This window comes from Enterococcus sp. DIV1537a (genome assembly GCF_051712085.1).
GTDB classification, from domain to species: domain Bacteria; phylum Bacillota; class Bacilli; order Lactobacillales; family Enterococcaceae; genus Enterococcus; species Enterococcus faecalis.
This window is the reverse complement of the sequence record NZ_JBIOOE010000001.1, coordinates 1396014-1420651: the sequence shown is the minus strand read 5'-3', so window position 1 is coordinate 1420651 and position 24638 is coordinate 1396014. Positions and strand designations below refer to the sequence as shown.

22 protein-coding genes are annotated in these 24638 nt (G+C 36.2%); 17 read left to right on the top strand and 5 right to left on the bottom strand.

All coding sequences use genetic code 11. From position 1 onward, the window contains the following. Positions 1–10: 10 nt before the first annotated feature. The 3 genes from pflA to IGJ41_RS07055 all read left to right on the top strand — a co-directional run bounded on the left by pflA (position 11) and on the right by IGJ41_RS07055 (position 2753). On the top strand, positions 11–775 hold the full coding sequence (pflA, locus tag IGJ41_RS07065) for a pyruvate formate-lyase-activating protein (protein WP_002357530.1): 765 nt from the start codon (positions 11–13) through the stop codon (positions 773–775). Between the two features lie 95 nt (positions 776–870). Beyond that, positions 871–1797 (top strand): manganese-dependent inorganic pyrophosphatase, encoded by a 927-nt coding sequence (locus IGJ41_RS07060; RefSeq protein WP_438714146.1) that lies wholly within the window; start codon positions 871–873, stop codon positions 1795–1797. Between the two features lie 71 nt (positions 1798–1868). Next, the gene (locus IGJ41_RS07055; protein ID WP_438714144.1) at positions 1869–2753 is read left to right on the top strand and encodes a DUF1803 domain-containing protein; all 885 of its coding nucleotides are present in this window, start codon (positions 1869–1871) and stop codon (positions 2751–2753) included. Positions 2754–2811: 58 nt separating this feature from the next. On the opposite strand, the gene IGJ41_RS07050 is transcribed toward IGJ41_RS07055, so the two are convergent. Next, positions 2812–3363 (bottom strand): DUF2179 domain-containing protein, encoded by a 552-nt coding sequence (locus IGJ41_RS07050; protein ID WP_002361848.1) that lies wholly within the window; start codon positions 3361–3363, stop codon positions 2812–2814. Between the two features lie 180 nt (positions 3364–3543). Here IGJ41_RS07050 and cls point away from each other — a divergent pair, with 180 nt between their 5' ends. Further along, complete coding sequence (cls, locus tag IGJ41_RS07045) at positions 3544–5004, top strand: cardiolipin synthase (RefSeq protein ID WP_002381891.1); 1461 nt, start codon at positions 3544–3546, stop codon at positions 5002–5004. A gap of 93 nt (positions 5005–5097) precedes the next feature. Here cls and IGJ41_RS07040 read toward each other — a convergent pair whose 3' ends face one another. Then, a complete protein-coding gene (locus tag IGJ41_RS07040) occupies positions 5098–5763 on the bottom strand; it encodes a cyclic nucleotide-binding domain-containing protein (protein WP_010827432.1) in 666 nt (221 codons plus the stop codon). A 196-nt stretch (positions 5764–5959) separates the two neighbouring features. On the opposite strand from IGJ41_RS07040, the gene IGJ41_RS07035 reads away from it, so the two are divergent. The 13 genes from IGJ41_RS07035 to IGJ41_RS06975 all read left to right on the top strand — a co-directional run bounded on the left by IGJ41_RS07035 (position 5960) and on the right by IGJ41_RS06975 (position 21111). Next, positions 5960–6883 (top strand): phosphate/phosphite/phosphonate ABC transporter substrate-binding protein, encoded by a 924-nt coding sequence (locus IGJ41_RS07035; RefSeq protein WP_438714142.1) that lies wholly within the window; start codon positions 5960–5962, stop codon positions 6881–6883. A gap of 38 nt (positions 6884–6921) precedes the next feature. Beyond that, positions 6922–7695 carry a phosphonate ABC transporter ATP-binding protein gene (phnC, locus tag IGJ41_RS07030; protein WP_010827430.1) on the top strand — a complete coding sequence of 258 codons (774 nt, stop codon included), beginning with the start codon at positions 6922–6924 and terminating at the stop codon, positions 7693–7695. Continuing rightward, positions 7692–8471, top strand: a complete 780-nt coding sequence (phnE, locus tag IGJ41_RS07025; protein ID WP_002360273.1) for a phosphonate ABC transporter, permease protein PhnE — start codon at positions 7692–7694, stop codon at positions 8469–8471. Before phnC ends, phnE begins: the two co-directional genes overlap by 4 nt. After that, positions 8468–9250: a PhnE/PtxC family ABC transporter permease gene (locus IGJ41_RS07020; protein ID WP_002381897.1), complete on the top strand. Its 783-nt coding sequence runs from the start codon at positions 8468–8470 to the stop codon at positions 9248–9250. The genes phnE and IGJ41_RS07020 overlap by 4 nt, the downstream gene beginning before the upstream one ends. A 1-nt stretch (position 9251) precedes the next feature. Further along, positions 9252–10070, top strand: a complete 819-nt coding sequence (locus tag IGJ41_RS07015) for a metallophosphoesterase family protein (protein WP_002381898.1) — start codon at positions 9252–9254, stop codon at positions 10068–10070. A 338-nt stretch (positions 10071–10408) separates the two neighbouring features. Beyond that, the gene (locus IGJ41_RS07010) at positions 10409–12289 is read left to right on the top strand and encodes a beta-glucoside-specific PTS transporter subunit IIABC (protein ID WP_010826037.1); all 1881 of its coding nucleotides are present in this window, start codon (positions 10409–10411) and stop codon (positions 12287–12289) included. Then, positions 12289–13698: a glycoside hydrolase family 1 protein gene (locus tag IGJ41_RS07005; RefSeq protein ID WP_002381900.1), complete on the top strand. Its 1410-nt coding sequence runs from the start codon at positions 12289–12291 to the stop codon at positions 13696–13698. The genes IGJ41_RS07010 and IGJ41_RS07005 overlap by 1 nt, the downstream gene beginning before the upstream one ends. 108 nt (positions 13699–13806) lie before the next feature. Continuing rightward, positions 13807–13968 (top strand): hypothetical protein, encoded by a 162-nt coding sequence (locus tag IGJ41_RS07000; RefSeq protein ID WP_002361843.1) that lies wholly within the window; start codon positions 13807–13809, stop codon positions 13966–13968. A 227-nt stretch (positions 13969–14195) separates the two neighbouring features. Next, positions 14196–15053 (top strand): PRD domain-containing protein, encoded by an 858-nt coding sequence (locus tag IGJ41_RS06995; protein ID WP_002381901.1) that lies wholly within the window; start codon positions 14196–14198, stop codon positions 15051–15053. 3 nt (positions 15054–15056) lie between these two features. After that, entirely contained in the window at positions 15057–16910 is a 1854-nt protein-coding gene (locus IGJ41_RS06990; protein WP_002381902.1) for a beta-glucoside-specific PTS transporter subunit IIABC, read from the top strand. Between the two features lie 16 nt (positions 16911–16926). After that, positions 16927–18348 carry a family 1 glycosylhydrolase gene (locus IGJ41_RS06985; protein ID WP_438714137.1) on the top strand — a complete coding sequence of 474 codons (1422 nt, stop codon included), beginning with the start codon at positions 16927–16929 and terminating at the stop codon, positions 18346–18348. A 315-nt stretch (positions 18349–18663) separates the two neighbouring features. Then, entirely contained in the window at positions 18664–19545 is an 882-nt protein-coding gene (locus tag IGJ41_RS06980; RefSeq protein ID WP_173963513.1) for a helix-turn-helix domain-containing protein, read from the top strand. A 132-nt stretch (positions 19546–19677) separates the two neighbouring features. Further along, the gene (locus IGJ41_RS06975) at positions 19678–21111 is read left to right on the top strand and encodes a cryptochrome/photolyase family protein (RefSeq protein WP_173963514.1); all 1434 of its coding nucleotides are present in this window, start codon (positions 19678–19680) and stop codon (positions 21109–21111) included. Between the two features lie 210 nt (positions 21112–21321). On the opposite strand, the gene IGJ41_RS06970 is transcribed toward IGJ41_RS06975, so the two are convergent. The 3 genes from IGJ41_RS06970 to IGJ41_RS06960 all read right to left on the bottom strand — a co-directional run bounded on the left by IGJ41_RS06970 (position 21322) and on the right by IGJ41_RS06960 (position 24636). Beyond that, complete coding sequence (locus IGJ41_RS06970) at positions 21322–22758, bottom strand: catalase (RefSeq protein ID WP_104855734.1); 1437 nt, start codon at positions 22756–22758, stop codon at positions 21322–21324. 302 nt (positions 22759–23060) lie between these two features. Continuing rightward, the gene (locus IGJ41_RS06965) at positions 23061–24071 is read right to left on the bottom strand and encodes a hypothetical protein (protein WP_438714134.1); all 1011 of its coding nucleotides are present in this window, start codon (positions 24069–24071) and stop codon (positions 23061–23063) included. A 139-nt stretch (positions 24072–24210) separates the two neighbouring features. Then, positions 24211–24636 carry an NUDIX domain-containing protein gene (locus IGJ41_RS06960; RefSeq protein ID WP_438714132.1) on the bottom strand — a complete coding sequence of 142 codons (426 nt, stop codon included), beginning with the start codon at positions 24634–24636 and terminating at the stop codon, positions 24211–24213. Between the last annotated feature and the right edge of the window lie 2 nt (positions 24637–24638).

Below are 24638 nucleotides of genomic sequence, written 5' to 3'. Positions count from 1 at the left end.
AGGGATCATTATGACAACACCAGTTACAGGTAGAATTCATTCAACAGAAAATTTTGGTACCGTTGATGGCCCAGGTGTCCGTTTTATCGTATTTACACAAGGGTGTCGCATGAGATGTCAATTTTGTCATAATCCAGATACTTGGAAAATTGGTTCCGGTGGTCGTGTGGTGACGACTGACGAAGTATTAGAGGAAGCATTACGTTTTCGCTCTTATTGGGGCGAAAAGGGTGGTATCACTGTCAGTGGTGGTGAGCCGCTATTGCAAATGGACTTTTTAATCGATTTATTTAAAAAAGCCAAAGCACAAGGCATTCATACAACCTTAGATACGTGTGGCAAACCTTTTACTCGGGAAGAACCCTTCATTAGTCAATTTGATGAATTGATGAAGTATACAGATTTACTCTTATTTGACATCAAACATATTGATAACGAGCAACATAAACTGTTAACAACGCAATCAAATGATAATATTTTAGAGATGGCTACCTATTTATCTGAAATTGACAAACCTGTTTGGATTCGCCACGTATTGGTGCCTCAACGTAGTGATTACGACGAATATTTAATCCGTCTGGATGCCTTCATAAAAACATTAAACAATGTAGATAAAGTTGAAGTGCTTCCTTACCATACGATGGGCAAGTACAAATGGGAAGAACTAGGTATTCCTTATCCATTAGAAGGAATTGAGCCTCCTAAAAATGATCGTGTTGAAAATGCGAAAAAACTACTACATGTCGAGGACTATCAAGGTTATCTAGCACGTTAACAAACGAAAAAATAGAAAAGAAGACAATTTTTTTGTTGTTTCTTTTCTATTTTTTGTTATCATTAAGAGTGAATCAAAACCAAGGAGTGTGTATTATGTCAAAAATTTTAGTTTTTGGACACCAAAATCCTGATACAGATGCTATCGGAGCAGCAATTAGTTTTGCTTACTTACAAAAAGAATTAGGAAAAGAGACAGAAGCTGTCGCTTTAGGAACACCAAGTGAAGAAACACAATATGCCTTAGATTACTTCAATATTGAAGCACCACGTGTTGTCACTGAAGCAGCTAGCGAAACAAACCAAGTCATGTTAGTGGATCATAACGAATTCCAACAAAGCATTTCAGATATCGCTGAAGTAAACATTTTAGCAGTAGTGGATCATCACCGGATTGCCAACTTCGAAACAGCAGATCCATTGTATTATCGTGCAGAACCAGTTGGGTGTACCAGTACAATCATCTATAAAATGTTTAAAGAAAATAACGTGACAATTCCAGCTCAAATTGCTGGTATGATGGTCTCAGCGATTATTTCTGATACATTATTATTTAAATCACCAACTTGCACACAAGAAGACATCGATGCAGCGCACGCCCTAGCTGATATTGCTGAAATTAATTTAGAAGGCTATGGTCTTGACTTATTAAAAGCAGGAACAAGTTTAAGCGATAAATCAGCTGAAGTCCTTTTAGATTTAGATGCTAAGAGCTTCCCAATGAACGGCAAAACAGTTCGCGTTGCCCAAGTAAATACCGTCGATTTAGCGGAAGTTTTAGATCGTCAAGCTGAATTAGAAGCAGCTATGGCCGCAGAAAATGCAGCCAATAATTATGACTTGTTTGTCTTAATTATTACGAATATCTTAGACAGTGATTCTGAATTATTAGCGATTGGTGCGGAACAAGCCAAAATTGAAGCAGCGTTCAATGTAACATTAGTTAACAATCGTGCGTTCTTACCAGGCGTTGTTTCTCGTAAAAAACAAGTAGTACCACAATTAACAGAAGTCTTTAACTAAAACCGTAAGCGCCTAAGCAACGCGATAAATTCCTTGTTGCTTAGGCGCTTCAATAGTAAAGGGGCGTTAACATGAATGATTTAGCAATTTACTATCATTCTCCGCAACAAACGAAACAATACAATCATTTGCTCAACCACTCACTTTTTTTCCCTCTTGTTACTTTTATGTATGAACATCGGGAAGAAAGAATCATTTTAAGACAATTAAAAGTGGCCTTTGCAACAGAAGCCAAGTTAGAACAATTTTTATCAGAAATGATTGATTGTCAGTTAATCATTCGGGAAAATCGTCAATATCGTTTGAATTTTCCTATTTATACGGCAGCTGAAGTTGCGAGTTTGACCATGGCTGAAGACGAACTTCCTAAGTTTAAAGGAACTGTAACAGAGCAATTATTTTGGCTAGCTGAATCTTTTTGGCCACAAGTGTTTCCAGAAGAGGAAGACTATTTTTTTGGCGTGAGCGGTGGCCCCTCATTTTATCAAAAACAAAAATTGGCCTCGGCACAACTATCTATAATTACGCTTGAAAAAGAAAAGACAGAGGTTCCAACAATTCCTCGTTATTTTGATTACTTGGGCAAAGAGCAATCCTTGCCAGAAGCCTTCAGCGCTTTATATGACTTGCTAGGGGACGTAAATCCTGAATACTATCTTTCGCAAGCGAGAAGAGTCATCAAACAAGCTCTTCGAGGCCGCAAAGTCAGTACTGTGCCTAATATTTTTCAAGAAAGTTTGCACTTGACCCAAGTGATTACGATTGACCAGGACCACTTAAAACTCCTTTTACCAGTAGCAACGGAACAAGCCGAGCCTTTAGAAGCACAGTCGGATATTCTAGCATTTTATTATGAAAAAATTGCTAACCGATCGGCCATCGAACGCTTAGTTTTTATGCAACAATTGATTGAGCAACTAGGTACGAACTCTCTAAGTTATCTTAGAATAAATTAAAGTTACGATAATATTATTATGTAAACTAAAAATCAATAACAAGAAATGACGCCGCTTCTTAGTGAGAAATGGCGTCATTTCTTTTGCGAACTTTTTTCGTCCAAAAACCACCAGAAATGAACTTAGGCTCATAGGAAATGATAAATGCTCTCGGCTCTAATTGATTGATTAATTTGTACAATGTACGTTCGTTTTTTCTTGGGGAAAGGATTTCTAAAACCATTCGTTCTCCTTCGCGTCCGTAGGCAACACTTTGTGTAACACCATAGCCGTGTTCACGAAGTGTTTCTGGTAAATGAAATTGTTCAGTAGTAGAAGGGAGGATAACCGATACCATAATATAACCCAAGGCCAAATAGTCTTCGATTTTAATTCCTACACTAATGCCAACAGCGTAACCAAGCGCATAAACAAGTAAATTTAAAGGATTGTCTAACCGATTCAGAACCATACTTAGCCCTAAGACATAAATTGTTATTTCAGCCATACTAACCAGCGGTGCAATAACCCGATAACCTTTCATCGTTAACATAAAACGAATAGTATTTAAGGTAATATACGCAAAATTAATGATAAAAATCATAGCTAACATTTTCAAATCAACGACCATAAAATAAGTACCTCTTTTCAAAATCTTTACATCCAGCCCTCATTATAGTACAGAAAAACTGAGAATCAAAGGCGAAACACTTATAGAAATGAATTCTTTTTTGAATACTCGCTCATATTATTCGCCTAATTTAACTGTTATTTGATATAATCTTAGTATGAAGTAAGAAGGAGGTAAGCGATGAAAATTTTTGTTTGGATTTTGTTATTTTTATTAGTAATTAACGTTATTGCTGCCTTAATTACTGTTTTTAGAAAACCTCGTAGTATTTCCAGCGTTTTAGCATGGATGATGACGTTGATTTTCTTGCCTGGTATCGGCTTTATTATTTACTTATTCTGTGGGCGGGGTATCGATGGACAAGAAGTATTTAAATTGTCTGATGATGAAAAACAAATGGTTCAACGAATTAAAGAAAAAGTGGACATTGATAACAAAAAAGCAGGGCGCGATAAACGTTATGATTTACTTTATGATGCGAAAGTTTTAAATCGTTATTTCCGGAATATGGACGCATCACCGTTGGCCAAAAGAAATAGTTTGCAATTATTCACAGATGGCCAAGAAAAATTCCAAGCATTATTTGAAGATATTCGTGCAGCGAAAGAAACCGTTCATGTGGAATATTATGCGTTTTTTAATGACACGATTGGCAATCAATTTTTAGATGTATTAATCGAAAAGTTGCATGAAGGCGTGGAAGTTTACTTAATTTACGATCCTTGGGGTTCACCAGGCGCAAATAAAAAGTTTTTTGCTCGTTACGTTGACGCTGGAGGAAAAGTAGCTCCCTTTATTACTTCACGCGATATGATCCGTAAAACACGTCTAAATTATCACTTGCATCGAAAAATTGTTGTCATCGATGGCAAAATTGGCTGGACTGGCGGGTTCAATGTCGGGGATCAATATTTGAATGTCACCGAAAAATTTGGTTACTGGCGAGATACCCATATTCGTTTGGTCGGAACGGCCGTATTTTCATTGCAAGAGATATTTATCATGGATTGGAATGCTTCAGTCAAATATCCTGAAGAACGTATGACGTATCATGAAAAATATTTTAAATTACCAGAAGATCATGAAGTGGAGCATTTGTCCTTACAAGTTGTTTCAGATGGTCCTGATTCAGAAGAAGAAATTTTGAAAAGCGGGTTTGTCCGGATGATTTTTTCTGCAGAAAAGAGTGTCTGGATTCAAACACCGTATTTAATCCCTGATGATAGTATGATTAATGCGTTGTTAGTGGCGGTTCGTTCGGGTGTCGACGTACGAATTATGATTCCTTGTATGCCTGACCATCCCTTTATTTACCGCGCAACACAATATTACGCGAATTACTTACACAAACGCGGCATTAAAATTTATATTTATGATAGTGGGTTTATTCATGCAAAAACAATGGTAATTGATGATGAATTAGCTATGGTTGGCACAACAAACCAAGATATTCGCAGTTATTCATTGAATTTTGAGGTAAGTACGTTTATTTACAATCCCGACATTGCGTGGATGTTAGCGCAAGTCTTTGAAGAAGATATAGAAAAAAGTGTCTTACTAACCGACGAGATAATTAAAAAACAAGGGTACTGGCTACGCTTCAAGCAAAACTTTTCACGCTTGTTGTCCCCAGTCTTGTAAAAAATATCTTTTAAACAGCTGTACGCTAGTCAAAGAATGATTAACTAATAAAAAACTAAGAAATTAGATAAAAATCTAATTTCTTAGTTTTTTTTATCGTTTCATTTTTGCTATATCTGTCAATTTTTCTGGATTAAGGATGAGGTACTCTTGTTTCTCTTTTTGAATGAGGCCCTCTTTTTTAAATTGTGTAATGAGGCGTGTTAAATGACGATAACTAACGTTTAATGTAGTTGCACAAGTGGTTAGTTTACAATTGAAATAACTATTCTTTTGATGCGCTAAAATATATTTTGCTAAGCGAACATCAACAGGCTCTATCAAAGAGGAAGCCAGAAGTGCACCAGAGTTAAGTCGCTCACTTAAGGTAAGACAAATGGTTTGTAAAAAAAGTAAATCATTCTGTAACACTGTGCGGTGTTCATTTAACGGAATACATAAACAAAGACACGCAGTATTAGCCAAAACATTACTTTTTGGTGATTTTTTCCATAAAGAAGAGGCTTCGCCTAAGAGCGCAATTGGGTGAGTATAGCTGATGCAAACTTTCTGATCTTCTAATGTAGGCGTATAAATCATAACATTTCCTTCCAAAAGAAAGTATAAATGGTTAGAGGATTGATCGAGTTCAATTAAATGTTCGGATTTTTCAAATGTTACTAATTGGCCAATTTCTGCTAATGGTGTATCCATGTAACTCTGCAATTGATATAAATCAATATATTCTTGTAATTTCTGTCTATTTTTCAAATATTTCATAAAAACTGTCAGCACCTTTATTTATTGTTAGCTTCATTATAAAATATTTCCAGATAAAAAACGAATATTTTTTTGTTATTTTTGTTAATTGTATGTAAATAAAGTGTAAATAAGGACTTGTGTCTCTATTTAATACTTTAAAAGTTTGCTATGATTTCCTTTGTAAACGAAACATTTATTTTTAGGAGGAGAAAAAATGCGTTTAAAAAAAGTGACATCAATTGTTTTGGGAAGTTTACTTATTCTAGGGTTAAGCGGTTGTGGCATGAGTCAAGCAAAGAAAAAAGAAGTAACATCAGATAAATTAGTCGTTCAATTTGTGCCTACGAATAATGATGGCAGTATGGAAGCGAAGACAAAACCTTTTGCAGAATATTTGTCAAAAAAATTAGATCTTGAAGTGGAGGTAACCTTAGCAACAGATTACTCGACGATTTCTGAAGCAATGGATTCTGGAAAAGTAGATTTAGGAATCATGCCACCTGCAGCCTACGTACGTGCAAAAGATATGCACGCGGCGCAAGCGATTTTAACTTCACAGTTGAAAGATTATGATCAAAAAACAGGTGAGCCTTTAGACAATGTTTTATCGACAACCTTTAAAGGTGAAGTTTTAGTCCGTAATGATAGTAATTTAAAAGAATTAAAAGATTTAAAAAATAAAAAAATCGCAACATTGAATCCTAATTCTGCAAGCGGCTATATTTATCCTGTCGCTGAGTTAAAAGATTTAGGAATTGATCCCGTACAAGAAGCTACTTTAACGACGGTAAATGATATTCCCAGCGAAATTACTGCCGTTTTAAACGGCCAAATGGATGCAGCCTTTGTTTTTGAAGGAGCGCGAAATGTTTTTAATGCAGCCTTTCCAGATAAAGATTTAACCAAAGAATTACGTGTCCTTTATTTAACAAAAGGTGATATCCCTAACGATGCAATTGCAGTCAATCCAAAAATGTCAACTGATCTAAAAGAAAAGATCAAAGAAACATTTTTAGAGATGAAAAATGACCCTGAAGGAAAAGAAGCTATGAATTTATGGGGGCATTTAGGTTATGAAGAAGCAGCAGATGATGCATATAATACAATCCGTGCATATACAGAAAAAGCAGCAGAATAATCACTAAGACTAATCTAATCAATTAAAGGAGTATCAAAATGATTGTTTTTACTAATGTATCTAAAACCTATCCAAACGGGGTAAAAGGATTACAAAATGTTAACTTGACAATTAAGGAAGGCGAAATTGTGGCCATTATTGGTTTGAGCGGTGCTGGGAAAAGCACCTTTTTGAAATCGATTAATCGGCTAGTGGAAATAACGGAAGGTGAAATTCATATAAACAATCAGTCAATTACTCAGGCTAAGAAAAAAAAGCTGCGCTTGATTCGCCGACAAATTGGTCTTATTTCACAAAATTTTAATTTGGTAAAACGCAGCTCTGTACAAAAAAATGTTCTCTCTGGGCGTTTGGGCTATTACTCTACTTGGAAAAGTATCTTTGGCTTATTTACTAAGGAAGACTATCAAAAAACAACGGCAGCTTTAAATGCTGTCGGACTTGTGGATAAACTGCATACACGTAGTGATGAATTAAGTGGCGGACAGCAACAACGTGTCTCTATTGCACGTGCGTTGGTTCAACAGGCGCCGATCATCTTGGCAGATGAACCCGTAGCTTCATTGGACCCTATTATGACAAAAAAAGTGATGAACGATTTACAAACGATTAATCAGACACTAGGGAAAACTATCGTTATAAATTTACATTCTGTTTCTTTAGCACGGGAGTATGCCACAAGAATTATTGCTTTAAAAAGTGGTGAAGTTGTTTTTGATGGGATTCCAGAACAATTGACTGATACTCGTTTAGAAGAAATTTACGGAATGGCAATCTTTGAAGAAGTAGAAATGGCGGAGAACAACGTATGAAGATAAAAGATACTATCCATTTTCTATGGTATAAAAAACTATTTATATTGTTTATTATATTTATTTGTATAGAAAGTAGTATTGCTGTTACTGGTGCGGATTTTACTGAAATTCTTACTAATTTCAGCCAAATTGGTCGCTTTTTGCAGCAATTTTTCCCACCAGACTTTTCATTTTTACCCAAAATTATTACACCTTTAATCAAGACATTGGAAATCTCTTTTTTAGGCACGATACTAGGATTCCTTTTAGCAGTTCCTTTTAGCTTTTTAGCCTCAAATGTTGTCACAAAAAACAGAATAGGGTTGTTAATATTAAGATTTTTTCTAAGTTTGATTCGGACAATTCCGACACTTTTACTTGCGGCATTAATGGTGGCGATTTTTGGTATTGGTGAAGCAACAGGTGTCCTGACAATTACCATCTTTACTTTTGGTATGTTATCACAATTAATGTTTCAGGCAATTGAAACAATTGATTTAGGGCCAATTGAAGCTACCGAAGCAACAGGAGCCACTCAATTACAAATTGCTGTATGGTCTATTTTCCCGCAAGTAGCCAGTCAATTTTTTGGGTATGCTTTTTACGCCTTTGAAGTAAATGTTCGTGCATCCACAGTATTGGGTTATGTAGGTGCTGGAGGCATTGGGATTATTTTAAACACCTCCCTTTCTTTAGCTAAATATGATCGCGTGGGTATCATCATTCTAGTCATTTTGGTAATGGAAATAGTTGTTGATTGGTTGAGTGCATATGTTAGGAGAACGTTATTATGATCATAACAGAAATAAGTAAAAAGAAAATAGTATCAACAGTAGTACTAATTTTACTATTTTTCATTACACTTACACGAATCGATTATACAGGACTTCAAACATTTTCTTTAAAAATGGCGATAGATGTATTTATTGGATTGGGGCATCCAGATTGGTCCTTTGTCTACGATGGGAGTGGGGAAGATTTAGTAAGTTTACTTATTTTAACGGTTGCAATTGCTTGTTTGGGTACTTCTTTTGCAACTGTATTAGCAATACCAGTAACTTTATTTAGTGCCGTTAATTTGTGGCCATCTGCACCTTTTTTAACAAAGATTGGCAAGCTTGGTAGCCATATTTTACGCGCTTTTCCAGAATTAATTTTAGCAATTATTTTTGTAAAAGTCTTGGGGCCCGGCCCATTTGCTGGAGTAATGGCAATTGGTGTTCACCAAATTGGGATGTTGAGTAAGTTGTTCACAGAAGAATTAGAAAGTATGGATGAAAAATTGATCGAAAGTATGGATGCTGTGGGGGCAAATTTTTGGCAAAAGTTATTTTATGTGCGAATCCCTTCTTTACTACCTATTTATAGCTCTCTGATATTAAATCATGTTGAAATTGCTATTCGAAGTGCAGCTACTTTAGGCTTAGTAGGTGCTGGGGGCATTGGAGCACCATTAATTTTTGCGATCCAAACAAGAAATTGGAGTAAAGTGAGTATTCTATTAATAGGTGTTGTATTGACAATTTTTGTTTTAGATCAAGTAACAGAATTAATTAGAAAGAAATTGAGATAGTATGGATATTTTACATTTATCAGATATTCATTTTCGTAGAAATTATGAAAAAGCAAAAGATGGTTATAAAGGAATGTTAACCAAAATGGAAAATCCGTTGATTCGCTTAGAGTCCTCTTTAACCAGTCTATTAAAAATAAAAAAAATTGATTTAGTAATTATCAGTGGTGATCTCACAGAAGACGGTGAGCCAGAAGACTACGCTTTTTTAAAACAAAAGTTACAAACTATCTTACAGGGAATTCCGATGATTGTGACATTAGGAAATCATGATATAAAGAAAAACTTTCGAATTGGTTGGCTTAATCAAATAGGAAGTGAACAACCATATAACGTTGTACAAACTTATCCAGAATTTCACATTATTAGTCTAGATAATTCAGAATATGACAATCCTGATGGCCATATGAATAAGGAACAAAAAGATTGGTTGCAAATAACTTTAAAAAAATTGTCAGATAAGCCTATCCTATTAGTCATGCATCATCATTTGTTAAGGGAACAAAGTAGTATGCCGACATTGCCAGAAGCAGAGGAAATCATTCAATTATTAAAAGATTTCGATATTTTAGGTATATTAACTGGCCATACACATCATCCGTATTTACACCACATAAACGGGATTCCCTATTATACGGTAGCTGGCATGTCTTTTGTTGGCGAAGATGAAGGTCAGGGGATTGTAAGGTTTGAAGAAAATTATGGCTATAACCTATATTCTATTGACAAAGGTCGGTTTACCCATTTTCAAGTAAATTATTATAGAACAGACAAACTATTAGCTAAATTAAACATGCAGATAGATAACTCTGTTTTATAATTACACAATAACATACCATAGTAACTGGTCATAAAAAATCAGTTTGCTATGGTATTTGCTATGTGGGAAAAGATTAAAATAGAGTGTAGTGCACGACAATTTCATCTTCATCTGCTTATCTTAGGTTCGTACACCTAATTCATTGATAATCCCTCTAAATAATGGTAAATTAAAAATAAATTCAATCAGCTATTCTATCGTGAGAAACATAGTTATTACGTAGATCAGATCAAAGGGACATTCACGACGAGCAAATATTGAGTGTGTTTGCTGAAACGTGCATGTGTGATTTGGTCTTTTTTATTGAGCTGTTATTTTATAGATAAGGAGTGGTCATCATGGACTACCAAGCAATAGCAAAAGAAATTTTGAAAGACGTAGGTGGCAAAGACAATATCGTGGATGTCACACATTGTTATACACGATTGCGTTTCGTATTGAAAGATACGAAACAAGCGAACAAAGAAGCCTTACTACAAACAGAAGGTGTCATTTCTGTTGTTGAAAGTGGCGGGCAGTATCAAGTGGTTTTAGGCAATAAAGTCGCGCATGTTTATAATGCTCTAGAACCTTTGTTGGCTCAGCAACTTACGACCAAAACATCTACAAAAGAAAAAAATTCATTAGGTAATCGAATTTTAAATACTGTTGCCGCGATTTTCACGCCTGTCGTACCAGCAATTGCCGCTTCAGGCATGTTAAAAGGAATTTTAGCTATTGCTGTGATGGTCGCAAACAATTTTTACCAGGTCGATTTAAAACCTTTGAATACGTATATTATTTTAAGCGCCGCTTCCGATGCACTTTTTTATTTTATGCCAGTTATTTTAGGTTATTCAGCTGCTAAGGTTTTCAAAACAAACGAATATATCGCCATGGTAATTGGTGCCACCTTATGTTATCCAACCATCGTTTCATTAATGACTGAAGAATCAGCGGTTACCTTGTTTGGATTACATGTGACCAAAGCCAATTATGTTTCCACAGTAATTCCTATTATTCTTGCAATTTTTATTTTAGCTTATGTGCAACGCTTTTTGGAAAAAGTCATTCCAGAAGTTCTAAAAATTATTATGGTTCCTACGCTGTCATTACTTTTAATGATTCCAGCCACTTTATTATTATTTGGACCGATAGGGATTTATTTAGGTGACGGCGTGAATTGGTTGTATTATTATATAATGAATTTGAGTCCCATCTTGTTAGGCGGTTTTATCGGGGGAATTTGGTGTGTCTTAGTCATTTTTGGGGCTCACCGTGGGCTTGTGCCAATTGGGATTAATGATGTCGCTCGAACAGGACGGCAAAATTTGCTAGCGTTTGCTGGTGCAGCAAACTTTTCTCAAGCGGGCGCCGCATTTGGCGTGTTTGTCCGCACAAAAAATAAAGACTTGAAAGCTGTTGCTGCCTCTGCAACAGTGACTGCATTATTTGGTATCACAGAACCAGCCATTTATGGGGCAAACTTGCGGTTAAAAAAACCGATGATTTATGCGGTGGCTAGCGGAGCAGCAGGCGGGGCCTTAATGGGCTGGGGCGGTTCCTACGGGACAGCCTTCGCTAACCAAGGACTCTTGACCATCCCAGTTTACGCAGAAGCAGGAACCAAAGCCTTTATTTGTTATTTATTAGGTTGTGGCATTGCTTTTTTTGGTGCATTTCTATTAACGATTTTTCTAGGCTTTAATGATTTACCGCTTGACGAGTCACGTCAAGAACCCGGCTTAAAGACAGAGGCAGGGACAGTCAAAGAAAAACAACGGATTCAAGCACCTGTTCAAGGACAACTCGTATCTTTAGACCAAATCAACGATGAAGTCTTTGCTTCTCAACAAATGGGAAAAACGCTAGCTATTTATCCGACAGAGGAACAAATTGTTTCACCAGGAAATGGGCAAGTGACGGCTTTATATCCAACTCATCATGCAATTGGCTTAAAGTTAGACAATGGTGCTGAAATCCTCCTTCACATTGGAGTCAATACAGTCGAATTAAAAGGGCGAGGATTTGAAGCGTTCGTAAAAGCAGGAGAAAGAGTCAGGCTAGGACAAAAGCTGCTTTCTTTTGATAAACAAATCATCCAAGCTGCTGGTTATGATCCAACCGTCTTAGTCATCGTAACAAATACTGCGGAAATGGCTGTAATTGAGACAACCAAACAAACAGAGATTACACCACAAACAAATTTATTTTTCATGCAAGTAAAGGAGCAAAACTAATGGTTAAACAATTTAAGAACGATTTTTTATGGGGAGCTTCTTCCTCCGCTTTTCAAATTGAGGGCGCTTGGAATGAGGACGGCAAAGGCCTAACAGTCGCTGATTACAATTCTTTTAAAAAGTCAGCTGTACAAGCAGATACGAAAGTCGCCAGCGATTTTTACCATCGTTTCAAAGAGGACATTGCGTTAATGAAAGAATTAGGCTTAAAAACCTATCGTTTTTCTCTTTCATGGGCACGAATCATTCCAACAGGTGATGGCGAAATCAATCAAGCCGGCATCGATTTTTATAATGCCGTCATTGATACACTTTTAGAAAACGATATTTTGCCGTTTGTCACACTTTATCATTTTGATTTACCTTTTGCGTTGGTGGAAAAATACAATGGTTGGGCGGATCGTCGCTGCGTTTCCGCATTTCAACGCTATGCGCAAGTCTGTTATCAAGCGTTTGGTGATCGAGTCAAAAATTGGCAAGTTACGAACGAACAAAACTTAATGATTCGTGTCGATGAACGAATGAATATGTACGATGTTGTACCAGAAAATACTGAAAAAATTCGTGCACAAATGGATTACCATATGTTTGTTGCCCATGCGCTAGCGACGAATGATTGTCACCAATTGGTCGCTGGGGGAAAAGTCGGTCCCTCTGTTTCCTCAACGATGACTTATCCTAGTTCTAATAAGCCTGAAGATGTTTGGGCGGCTCGTATGAATGATAACTTTAAAACGAATTACGCTCTAGAAATGTATTGTTTTGGCGAATACCCTGGTTACTATCAAGAGTATTTAACCAAATGCGGCATTTATCCCGAAACACAGCCAGAAGATCAAGCAATTCTGAAAGCCGCTAAACCAGATTTTATCGCCCTTAATTATTATCGGACGTTAGTTGCTAGCTATTTACCGACAGACGAGCAACACCCATTGGGTACGAAAGAAAAGGACATTGATTTTGATCTATACGGTTATTTTAAAATCGAAAAAAATCAACATTTAAAAACCTCTAAGTATGGTGCTCAAATTGATCCAACTGGTCTACGTTTAGTTTTAAATGATTATTATCGTCAATACCGTTTGCCGTTAATCATTACAGAAAACGGCTTAGGCACACCAGATCGCCTAACAGAGGACGGAAAAGTTCATGATGACTATCGAATTGCGTATTTGCATGACCATATTGCTGCTTGTCATGCGGCTATTTCTGACGGTGTTGAGTTGTTTGGCTATTGCCCTTGGTCGGTCATGGATATTTTAAGTTCTCATCAAGGATTCAAAAAACGCTACGGTTTTATTTACGTCAATCGTGAAGACCATGAGTTAAAAGATTTACGACGCATTAAAAAAGATAGTTTTTATTGGTACCAATCAGTGATTAAAAATAATGGGTTACCAGAAGAATAGTGACCAAAAAGGATCATCCATTGCATAAGAGGGTGATCCTTTTGTTTTCAAGTTCTGTCATTCCGTGTTAGACTTAAGTTAACAAACCCATTAAAGGTGGTGAGAGAGATGAATAATTACGATTTATGGAAATGGGCTGCCGGGAAACGAACCGAAAAAGATAAAAATGAAACCTATAGCGCCAAAAATTGGTGGTATGTTTTACTAATGCTCGGTGTATTTGTAGGAATCATGTTGTTGTATTATTTAATCTCTGTGCTTTGGAATTAAGGGGAAATGATAAAACAGACAAAAAGATGTTGTAATTTCGAATAAAAATTGTTACTATAAGGGTAAGAAGAAAACGATTGCAACAAGGGGTTGCAAGAAAAGAGTATGTCACTGGTTCGACCAGGCAGAACTCAACAGACAACTGTTATAAATCTTTACATGGGTTAAGGATGACAGTTTGTTTGTTGAGTTTTTTTCGCGGTTTTTTTATAGGAAGAAGGGGTTATATGAAAGTCAAACAAATACTAAATAACAATGTAGCGATTTTAACAAAAGGAACCAATGAGGTAATCGTCTATTCTAAAGGAATTGCTTTTCGAAAAAAAGTAGGCCAATCAGTTTCTAAAGAAGAAGTAGACAAAGTCTTTGTGTTAGACTCGGCAGATGTTTTAGAGCATTTTAGTTATTTGTTAGCGAATACAGAAGAATCATTATTTGAAATTGTTCGTAGCATTATTTTACGAGCGGAGGAGCTTTTTCAAAAAAAAGCAACTGATTACCTGTATTTAACGCTTTTAGATCATATTGATTACGCCCTGAAACGTGGTAAGAAAGGCCAATATATTTCCAATCCTCTTCTTTGGGAAGTACGGCGCTATTATCCGAAGTCCTATCAATTAGGAGTAGAAGTGGTGGAACGATTAAACAAAGAATACAACGTTTCATTTCCAGAAGACGAAGCTGCTTCAATTGCGTTACATTTGGTAAATATCCAAGAAGCTGTACAAAATAGCCAAGAGAATGAAAAAGTCACAGAAATTATGAAAGATATTGTGTCCATCGTTCAATATCATCTTGGTGCGCCAATGAATCATGAATCCATTAATTACACGCGTTTCATGCAGCATTTACAATACTTCGTCCAACGGATTTTAACCAATGATACGTATAGTGAAAACGATTCTGAGTTATATCAACAAATTTCACAGCTCTACCCAGAAGCTTATGGTGCGGTGAAAAAAATCGAATTGTATGTCATTGGCACTTTTGGAAAGCTGATTTCTGAAGATGAAAAAACATACTTAATGATGCACATTCATCGCATGACTGAACGAACAGAAAAGCGAAAAGAAAGCGATGTGTAGAAAATGAAATATGAAACATTTTTAAAAGAATTAATTGTCTTAGTTGGTGGACCAGAAAATATTGATAGTGTTGCACACTGTGTCACGCGCTTGAGATTTCAATTAAAAGATCGTAGTAAAGCCCAAACAGCCGAAATCCAAGAAATGAAACAAGTGATTGACGTTATCGATAATAATGTGGCTTATCAGGTCGTTGTTGGCACACAAGTGAAAGATATTTATCAAGAATTATTACCTATGTTAGGAATAGGAGAAACAACTACAGACGCACCAAAGAAAAAGACTAATCCATTCAAAGCAATTGTGGATGTCGTGAGTGAAACAATGACACCCTTAATCGAACCGATTTTTGTTGCAGGGATTTTGGCAGGCTTTTTATCATTATTTAAATTACTTGGAATTATTCAAGAAGACAGCTCAACGTTTATTGTGTTAAACACAATTAGTACGGCCGCTTTTCAATTTTTACCAGTGTTTATTGCAGCATCGGCAGCTAAACGTCTCAAAGCAAGTCCCTATTTAGCCGTTTTGTTAGCAGTTACGTTATTATCTGATTCAATTGACGGTGTCAAAGGTCTAAGTATTTTTGGGTTAGGTTTACCACAAATTACGTATTCAAATAGTTTTGTGCCAATTTTTTTAGGTGTTTGGTTTATGGGGATTTTAACTGAGCGCTTTAAAAAATGGATACCTGATGCCTTGCAATATTTTTTAAATCCATTACTAATTATGCTGATTACCTTACCAGTGACATTATTGATTTTTGGACCATTAGGTACATGGATTGGTGATGCGTTGTTCTTCGTTTGTGATATTTTACAAAATACTGTTGGTTCATGGGCTGTAACAGCCTTGTATGCCGCTTGCCAACCATTCTTAATTTTACTAGGTGCTGGTAATTTCGTTATGCCAGTTATTATGCAAATGTTAAGCGAGCAAGGTTATGATAGCATCTTTTTACATGCTTCAACAATTTCAGATATTGCTGTTGCAGGAGCCATGTTTGGTTACTTCCTGCGTGCTCGTCAAGCAAAACAACGTGAATTATTTGGCTCAGTTAGTTTTACTGCGTTGATGGGAGTAACGGAACCTGCTGTCTATGGTGTATTCGTAAAATTCCGTCGGCCATTTATCGCTGTAATGATTGGCGGTGGTTTAGGAGGCTTAATTGCTGGACTACTGAAAGTCAAAACTTATGGCTATGTGTGGGGCCTAACTAGTTTGCCATCTTATTTAGGTAAAACAAATGATACGAAGAACTTTATGGCTATGCTAATCGCAGTAATTGTCGGTTTTATCGGTGCAGCGGTTGCTTCGTTTATCCTAGGGATTCCATCAGAAGAAAAAGAACTACCTAAAGAAACAACGACTAACAAAACAACACAAAAAGAACGACTACTAACCAAAAATCCTGTTTTTGCAGCAATTAAAGGAACCGTCATCCCTCTAAGTGAAGTAGAAGATGCGGCTTTTTCAACAGAAGCATTAGGTAAAGGTGTTGGAATCGTTCCAACTGATACCGAAGTGGTTGCACCTTTTTCTGGCGAGGTTGTTTCGGTTTTCCCAACAAAGCATGCCATCGGACTTAAAAATGAAGACGGTGTAGAACTATTGATTCATATCGGTATTGACACTGTTTCTTTAAATGGTAAAGGTTTCACTGTCCATGTGACAGAAGGCGAGCACGTTCAACAAGGACAATCATTAGTCACCATTGATTTTGATTACATTCGCCAACAGGGACTTTCAGATACTGTTATTTGTGTAATTACCAATACGAATGAATTTTTAGATGTTATCGGAACTACAGGAGAATGTACTTCGTATGATCAAGAAATGCTAAATATCGTGGTATAAAAAGGAGAGACCTATCATGAAAAAAGAAAAATTTTTATGGGGCGGCAGTATCGCCGCTCATCAATTAGAAGGCGCTTATCAAGAAGGGGGTAAAGGCTTAGCAATCATGGATCTTGTTACAGCGGGTGCCGTAGATCAGCCGCGAGAAATCACCCAGACCATTGAGGCAGACAAGTATTATCCTTCGCATACTGGCATTGATTTTTACCATCGCTATCGGGAAGATATCGCCTTATTTGCAGAAATGGGCTTTACGTCACTCCGCATTTCCATTGATTGGTCACGAATTTTTCCAAAAGGAGATGAAGCCGAACCGAATGAAGAAGGTTTGTTTTTCTATCATCAAATCATTGATGAATTACTCAGTCAGGGAATCGAACCAATTGTCACTTTGTATCATTTTGAAATGCCAGTTCATTTAGTCAAACAATATGGTTCATGGAAAAATCGGAAAGTTATTGATTATTATTTGCATTACTGTCAGACTGTTTTTGAAGCGTTTAAAGAGAAGGTTACTTATTGGTCTACGTTTAACGAAATGAATCACCTCGATCCGACCTCAAACGCTTCTGAACCTTTCACCTATATTTTGACAGGTTTAGAATACGATAAAATCCAACATCGATCACAAGTGTTAGCTGAAATTGGCTATAATATGACACTTGCCGGAGTTAAAGCCGTTCAATTAGGCCATGCAATTAATCCTGATTTCCAAATTGGTTGTGTTTTTGGTTTGACACCAGCCTATGCGAAAGATTGCCATCCGACGAATGCATTAAACTCATTAAAACAAACAACTCGTGATTTTTATCAGATAGATGCAATATGCAATGGAGCCTTTCCTCTTTATAAACAAAAGGAATACGAGAAACTTGGACTCCACATTACTATTTCGCCCGAAGATCAGGAAGCATTTTCTGAAGGTAAAATTGATTGGATTGGTTTAAACTATTATGCTAGCGAAGTTGCAAAATTTGAAGGAGACGACGACGCTGAAGGTTCTCTATGGGGTGGCACTCAAAATCCTCACTTGGAAGTTTCTAAATGGGGTTGGGCAATAGATCCTATGGGTATTCGTTATTTATTAAATATGCTTTACCAACGTTATGGGTTACCAATTATGATAACGGAAAATGGCTTAGGAGCGGTTGATGTTTTTGAAGATGGAACTGTGCACGACACCTATCGTATTCATTATTTACAACAACATATTGAGCAAGTCCAAAAAGCCATGACAGAAGATTTTATTGAGGTAATTGGTTATTTAACTTGGGCACCGATTGATTTAGTCAGTGCCACAACAGGTGAAATGAAAAAACGTTATGGCTTTATTTACGTGGATAAACATGACGATGGTACAGGAACATTAGACCGTTATCGGAAAGATTCTTTTTATTGGTATCAACAATTAATTAGAGATTATCCGCAAGGTTGTTAAAAAGAAGAAACAAATTATTTTAAACCTAAATACACCTAACTAAACAAAAGAACAGCAAGAAGTAGTTATCACTTCTTGCTGTTCTTTTTCTTAATAAAAAACCAATGATTTTCGGTTGTATTTGTCTATCCGTTTGTAGTATGATTGAGTCAGTTTTAAAGGAAACATGCCAAGTATGGAAGACCATACTTGACACGCATTGACTAATTAAACATGGGGAACGTTGCCATAAGTTGATGTTCCAGTCAATAATGCAAGTAAATCAAACATAGCATGTACCTCCTTTAATTGATAATCAAAGTATAACATTTTTTAATGAATTTACATAATAATACAAGTGGAGGTCTGTTCGTGAAGGTAGCAGGAGACAAAATAAAACAAGCGAGAAAACTTAAAAAAATCACACAATCAGAGCTGGCTAACGGCATCTGTACGCAAGCAACAATTAGTAATATTGAAAACCGTAATCTATGTGACAGTTTAGATATTTTCTCATCTATTTGCCTCCGATTAGATTTAGAAGTAGAAGAATGCATGATGATTTCTGAAGAAAAGAAAATTGAAAATCTACTAAACAAAGTCGAGGATTTATCTTTACGGTTATTTCACTTAGAGGCCTACAATATATTGCAAGAAGTGCCTGAAGGCCTTATCTTATCTAATAATGAACTAACGACTAAATTGTTATATTATAAGGGAATTACTTGTTTATTAGGAAAAAAAGATAAAGCAGAGGCCTTGTTTTACCTATACCGAGGCGCAGAAATTGACCGTAAAGTCAATATTTACAACATTTTAAGCCTGAATGCGCTAGGTACGCTATACGAACTGGAAAAAGATATGAGAAAAGCGCAAGTGTATTACGAAAAATCATTACAAGAATTGGAACAATTTAAATTAGAATGTTCCTTGGAGCGTTGTAGAATTTATTATAATTCTGCTAAATTCTACTCGGAAATGAAAGACTACCAAAAAAGTGTCATTTTAAGCGAAAAAGGGATTCAGATTTGTCGTGACAAACACTCCATTTATTTGCTAGATTATCTTTTATATGAAAAAGCCTTTAACAAACAAATGCTCGGGGAAGACACAGCCGATGATTATCGTCAAGCCTATTATTTTACACAATTTTTTGGCAATACAGAAGTCCTACAATATATTGAGAAAGATATGAAAGCTTTTAATATTTCCTATTAATTTAATCAAAAAGCCGATAAAAGCTGAAAATCCAGTTTTTATCGGCTTTTTGAAAAGTCTAGGCAAGTTGCTTTTAAAAATCAGCAGTCACGGTTACGATAAGCAAGACGAAGTATTTAGGAGGATTTAAAAATGAAAACAGTAATGTGGTTTAGACGTGATTTACGATTACAGGATAATAAAGCATTAGCACACGCGTTACAAAATTCTGCAGCTGATGAATTGATTTTATTATTCCAAATGAATCCTCAACAATTTATTCAAGAAAGTGCTAATCATAACGCTTTTTTTGCAAGTTTAGTCTCGTTTAAAGAACGAATCGATCAAGAGGCACATTTACAAATCATGGTCGGCGAACCGTTAGATTTATTTTCACGTTTGAAACGCAAATTACCCGATTGGCAGGCCATTTATTTTAATGAAGATACTTGTGGCTTTGGGGCAAAGCGGGACCAGCAAGCTATGCGCTTTTTTGAAGAAAATAATATTCAGTCTTTCTCTTTTCAAGATGCCTATTTGCATGGCTCTGAAGAAATTAAGAAGAACGATGGTAGCAAGTACCAAGTGTTTACGCCCTATTACAATAAATGGAAAGAGGCGCCTAAAGAAACCCCGATTCCTGTTTCCTATACAGCTGAAAAAATTTTTAGTGCGTGTCTTTTTCCAGAAGAGGAAGCAGCATATGGGGAACAGATTGCGAGAATTCCTTTAACACACTATAGTGTCGGCGAAGAAACAGCCAGAAGGCGCTTAAATACTTTTATTGATCAAAAACTTCAATCCTATGAAAATAAGCGTGATTTTCCTTATCAGGATCAAACGAGTCATCTGTCTACTTTTTTAAGAACGGGAGAACTTTCGATTCGCACCATTTGGCAAGAGCTTGTATCTGCGCCTTCTAGCTTAAGTAAAGAAACCTTCAAAAAAGAATTAGCTTGGCGTGACTTTTACAATATGATCTATAGTGCGTTTCCACAACAAAAAGAGGAAGCTATTCAAGAAAAATTTCGTTATATTCAATGGACAAATGACCCAGAAATGTTTGCCAAGTGGCAAAAAGGGGAGACGGGGTACCCTATAATTGATGCCGCAATGCGACAACTGAATCAAACTGGTTGGATGCACAATCGCTTAAGAATGATTACTGCCTCTTTTTTAGTTAAAAATTTACACATTGATTGGCGTTGGGGTGAAAAATACTTTCAAAAAATGTTGATTGATTATGATGCCGCCAATAATATCGGTGGCTGGCAATGGGCTGCTTCGACAGGAACGGACGCTGTCCCGTATTTTCGGATTTTTAATCCAATTATCCAGTCAAAAAAATTTGATAATGACGGCCAGTTCATCAAAAAATATGTCCCAGAACTTAAACAAGTGCCACAAAAGTATATTCATCAACCAAATCTAATGAACGAAGCCTTACAAACGCAATATCATGTACATTTAGGAGAAAATTATCCAAAACCCATTGTCGATTATGCATCAAGTAAAAAACAAACATTATTTCTATATGAAGCGAGCAAAGAAATTCATCAAGAAATGAACAATCCAAGGTTTCAATAAACAGTAAACCCAACTAGCTTAGCAAACAACTTATAAGGTTAGTTGGGTAATTAATTAGTCGAAAGAGAGGTGCAATTTATCAGCTAAAGTTTTTTATTTATTCTAGTTTACATAATATACATTATACAAAGTAGAGTAAGAAGCATTGAAAAGCAAACAAACCCAGTCTAGATAAACTAAAGACTGGGTTTGTCACGTACGTTATATAAATTATGCTTGTTGTTTGATAGCTTGTTCGACGCGTGCTCCATATTCTGGATTTACTCTAGTGAACAAATCAATTTGACGCGCGATGATTTCTTGATTTTTCACTTGACCTAAAGATGCCGCTATATTGTTAATTAAGTTTTCTTTTTCTTCGCTTGGCAGCAAGTTATACAAAGCGTTTGCTTGTGTAAAGTGATCTTGATTATAGCTATAATTACCAACATTTCCCTCAACCTCAAAGGAACTAATTTTCGCCTTAGGATCTTCTTTTGGTGTTTCAGTATAACTATTTGGTTCGTAATTAATTTCGCTATTGCCATTGTCAAAACGCATATTGCCGTCTTTTTGGTAGTTATTTACAGGTGCTTTTGCTTGGTTGATCGGCAATTGGTGACTATTAGCGCCCACGCGATGACGATGTGCGTCCCCATAAGCGAACAAACGTCCTTGCAATAATTTATCTGGAGAAGCTTCAATACCAGGAACGAAATTCCCTGGTGAAAAGGTTACTTGTTCAACCTCTGCAAAATAATTCTCTGGATTTCTATTTAAAGTCATCGTGCCAACTTCAATCAGCGGATACTCTTTTTGAGAAACCGTTTTTGTTACATCAAAAAGTGTTTCTTTCATTGTTAACGCATCTGCATACGGGATAATTTGCACAGATAATGTCCAAGAAGGAAATTCTTGATTTTCAATTGCATTATGCAAATCTTCAATATGGAAATCGGGGTTTTTCCCAGCAATTTCTTCTGCTAATTGACTCTCTAGATTTTTGATTCCTTGATTCGTCTTGAAGTGATATTTAACAAAAAATACTTCTCCAGCAGCATTGACCCATTTGAATGTATGGCTACCAAAACCATGCATATGACGGAACGATAGCGGAATGCCACGATCACTCATTAAAATTGTTACTTGATGAAGGCTTTCCGGTGAATGAGACCAAAAATCCCAAACAGCTTCTGGACTTTTCAAATGCGTCCGTGGATTTCTTTTTTGGCTATGAATAAAATCTGGAAACTTAATTGCATCACGAATGAAAAAAATGGGCGTGTTATTGCCAACTAAGTCGTAATTTCCTTCATCTGTATAGAATTTAAGCGCAAAACCGCGAGGATCACGCAATGTATCTGATGAACCTAACTCTCCAGCTACTGTTGAAAAACGAGCGAATAAAGGTGTTTCTTTGCCAACTTCAGATAAAAAATCTGCTTTAGTATATTGTGCCATTGATTGGCTCACCTTGAAAATCCCATGAGCGCCAGCACCTTTGGCATGAACAACCCGTTCTGGCACGCGCTCACGATTAAAATGAGCTAATTTTTCTAATAAATGAACGTCTTGGATTAGGACAGGACCAAATTCTCCTGCAGTTAGCGAATTTTGATTATCGCCAACTGGACTTCCTTGTGACGTAGTTAAATGTTGATTTTTCACCTAAAACACTCCTTCATCTAAAATTATACTCATTGTATAAAAAAACCACTCTGCATAACAAAAATAATGCTTAAAAACACTCAAAAACATTTGTTATTTAATAGAATGATTAAAAATAGCAATAGAATTTAAATCAAAAACAAATGTATTAATTTTAAAATGTTTACACCACCAAAAATAACAACCAATAATTCAAAGAAAACTAAAATGCTGTTTTTTTATTCAAAAAAGACCTAGCATCCCAATCATGCTAGGTCTTTCGTTACTTTTTTTGAGGGACCGTTTTTATTGGTCATTCATCGTTATTGATTGATCGCAACAGTCGTTTCTTCAGTCGATAGACCTGTCATAGAGGTGCTATCGGAAAATATTTTTTCAACTTCTTGTTCTGATAAAATATTTTCTTTCTTAGGCATTGAAATCGTCGCTTTTTTGGCTTTTTGTGTAATGCTAATTTTACTAGATAATGATTCAAGTCCCATGTCAACGTTCTTGTCTTGCTGCGGTTTCACATTAATCAACATATTTGTTTTATTTTCTTTTGTATTAACAGAAACTTTAGCAGAAACATCTTTAACTTTTTCGAAAGGATCTTGTTCTTTACCTTTCTCAGATGCTTCTGTCGTAATTTTGATTAACTTTTGTAATTCTTTTTTTGTAAACGTATGGGTAATGGTATCCCCTTTTTTCTCAAACGTATCCTTGTCTAATCCTTCTAAAAACTCTTTGTATTCCTTAGCAGACTGTTTTCGTTCTTTTTCCGATTCTTGATACTCTTTGATTGTATCTTGCCATTCTTTCGCACTTTCCTCGTTCATGGCTAAAAGATCAATGTATTTCCCTTTTAGTTTTTCTGTATCTAACTGAGAACTATCAATAGCACCGTCAGTCATTGAGTCTGCGACAGCGACAATATATTCCATCATATCTGTTGCTAAATAGAGTTTTGGCTCTTTGCCCTCGTTATCTAATGATCCAATCAATGAAATCGGTACATCCATGCCCATCGCTTTTAATTTCATCTCTAAGCTGAATGCTTTTTCTTTTTTGGCATCTACTTGAATCTTCCCAGAAAGCGATGCGTCTTTGATTTGCGTGATGAGCATCCCCATCATAGGATTCGTTTGTGCACCATCTTCTTGTGAAAATTTCATGTCACTAATTGACATAGAGAAATCCCAAACCCCAGATTCTTGTGCGTTTTGATTGCCAATCCCTTGAATGAACTCATCTTTCGCACTTTTGCCACAGCCTGTCAGTAACAAAGCTGAACAGAAAACGCCTGCGATAATCCCCACTTTTCTTTTTAACACACTTTTTCCCCCTCATTATATAAAAAATTAATTCCCTTTTATTAAGAATAGCAAACATTGCTTATAAATAGCAATGTTTAATTTTAGATTTTCTCTCTTTTAATAAGTGGGATTGATTTAATCTTTTAGGTTTGAATCATTAAGCTGTATTATTTTTAAAATAAAATTGCTTTTCGCCAAAAAATACTGGGAAAAGTTCTGCTAAACTGCCAGCTAAAGGACCTTCTCGCAATTCTTTTTCAGTGACCCAAAACGAGGGTTGTTCCGTTTCTTCTGGTAGTTCATCCGCTGTTTCTGCAATGAATAATGCGGCTAATTCCCGCGCACCCGAACAATCATTCAGCCATTCTGCAACACCTACTAATTGTGGTTTCAGCACTAAGCCTGTTTCTTCAAGGAGTTCGCGAACCATGGCTGTTTCCATACCCTCGTTTTTTTCAACATGTCCGCCAGGGAACGTCCAACCAGGCCAATCCTTTTTTTGTCGTTCCTGCACAAGGATTTCATTTTTCTGATTTCTAATCATACATAATGTTGTTAATTCCACTTCAAAATTCCGATTCATTT

Coding starts and splice junctions, on each gene's coding strand:
- pflA (WP_002357530.1), top strand. CDS start 11: ATGACAACACCAGTTACAGGTAGAATTCATTCAACAGAAAATTTTGGT.
- IGJ41_RS07060 (WP_438714146.1), top strand. CDS start 871: ATGTCAAAAATTTTAGTTTTTGGACACCAAAATCCTGATACAGATGCT.
- IGJ41_RS07055 (WP_438714144.1), top strand. CDS start 1,869: ATGAATGATTTAGCAATTTACTATCATTCTCCGCAACAAACGAAACAA.
- IGJ41_RS07050 (WP_002361848.1), bottom strand. CDS start 3,363: ATGGTCGTTGATTTGAAAATGTTAGCTATGATTTTTATCATTAATTTT.
- cls (WP_002381891.1), top strand. CDS start 3,544: ATGAAAATTTTTGTTTGGATTTTGTTATTTTTATTAGTAATTAACGTT.
- IGJ41_RS07040 (WP_010827432.1), bottom strand. CDS start 5,763: ATGAAATATTTGAAAAATAGACAGAAATTACAAGAATATATTGATTTA.
- IGJ41_RS07035 (WP_438714142.1), top strand. CDS start 5,960: ATGCGTTTAAAAAAAGTGACATCAATTGTTTTGGGAAGTTTACTTATT.
- phnC (WP_010827430.1), top strand. CDS start 6,922: ATGATTGTTTTTACTAATGTATCTAAAACCTATCCAAACGGGGTAAAA.
- phnE (WP_002360273.1), top strand. CDS start 7,692: ATGAAGATAAAAGATACTATCCATTTTCTATGGTATAAAAAACTATTT.
- IGJ41_RS07020 (WP_002381897.1), top strand. CDS start 8,468: ATGATCATAACAGAAATAAGTAAAAAGAAAATAGTATCAACAGTAGTA.
- IGJ41_RS07015 (WP_002381898.1), top strand. CDS start 9,252: ATGGATATTTTACATTTATCAGATATTCATTTTCGTAGAAATTATGAA.
- IGJ41_RS07010 (WP_010826037.1), top strand. CDS start 10,409: ATGGACTACCAAGCAATAGCAAAAGAAATTTTGAAAGACGTAGGTGGC.
- IGJ41_RS07005 (WP_002381900.1), top strand. CDS start 12,289: ATGGTTAAACAATTTAAGAACGATTTTTTATGGGGAGCTTCTTCCTCC.
- IGJ41_RS07000 (WP_002361843.1), top strand. CDS start 13,807: ATGAATAATTACGATTTATGGAAATGGGCTGCCGGGAAACGAACCGAA.
- IGJ41_RS06995 (WP_002381901.1), top strand. CDS start 14,196: ATGAAAGTCAAACAAATACTAAATAACAATGTAGCGATTTTAACAAAA.
- IGJ41_RS06990 (WP_002381902.1), top strand. CDS start 15,057: ATGAAATATGAAACATTTTTAAAAGAATTAATTGTCTTAGTTGGTGGA.
- IGJ41_RS06985 (WP_438714137.1), top strand. CDS start 16,927: ATGAAAAAAGAAAAATTTTTATGGGGCGGCAGTATCGCCGCTCATCAA.
- IGJ41_RS06980 (WP_173963513.1), top strand. CDS start 18,664: ATGAATTTACATAATAATACAAGTGGAGGTCTGTTCGTGAAGGTAGCA.
- IGJ41_RS06975 (WP_173963514.1), top strand. CDS start 19,678: ATGAAAACAGTAATGTGGTTTAGACGTGATTTACGATTACAGGATAAT.
- IGJ41_RS06960 (WP_438714132.1), bottom strand. CDS start 24,636: ATGAATCGGAATTTTGAAGTGGAATTAACAACATTATGTATGATTAGA.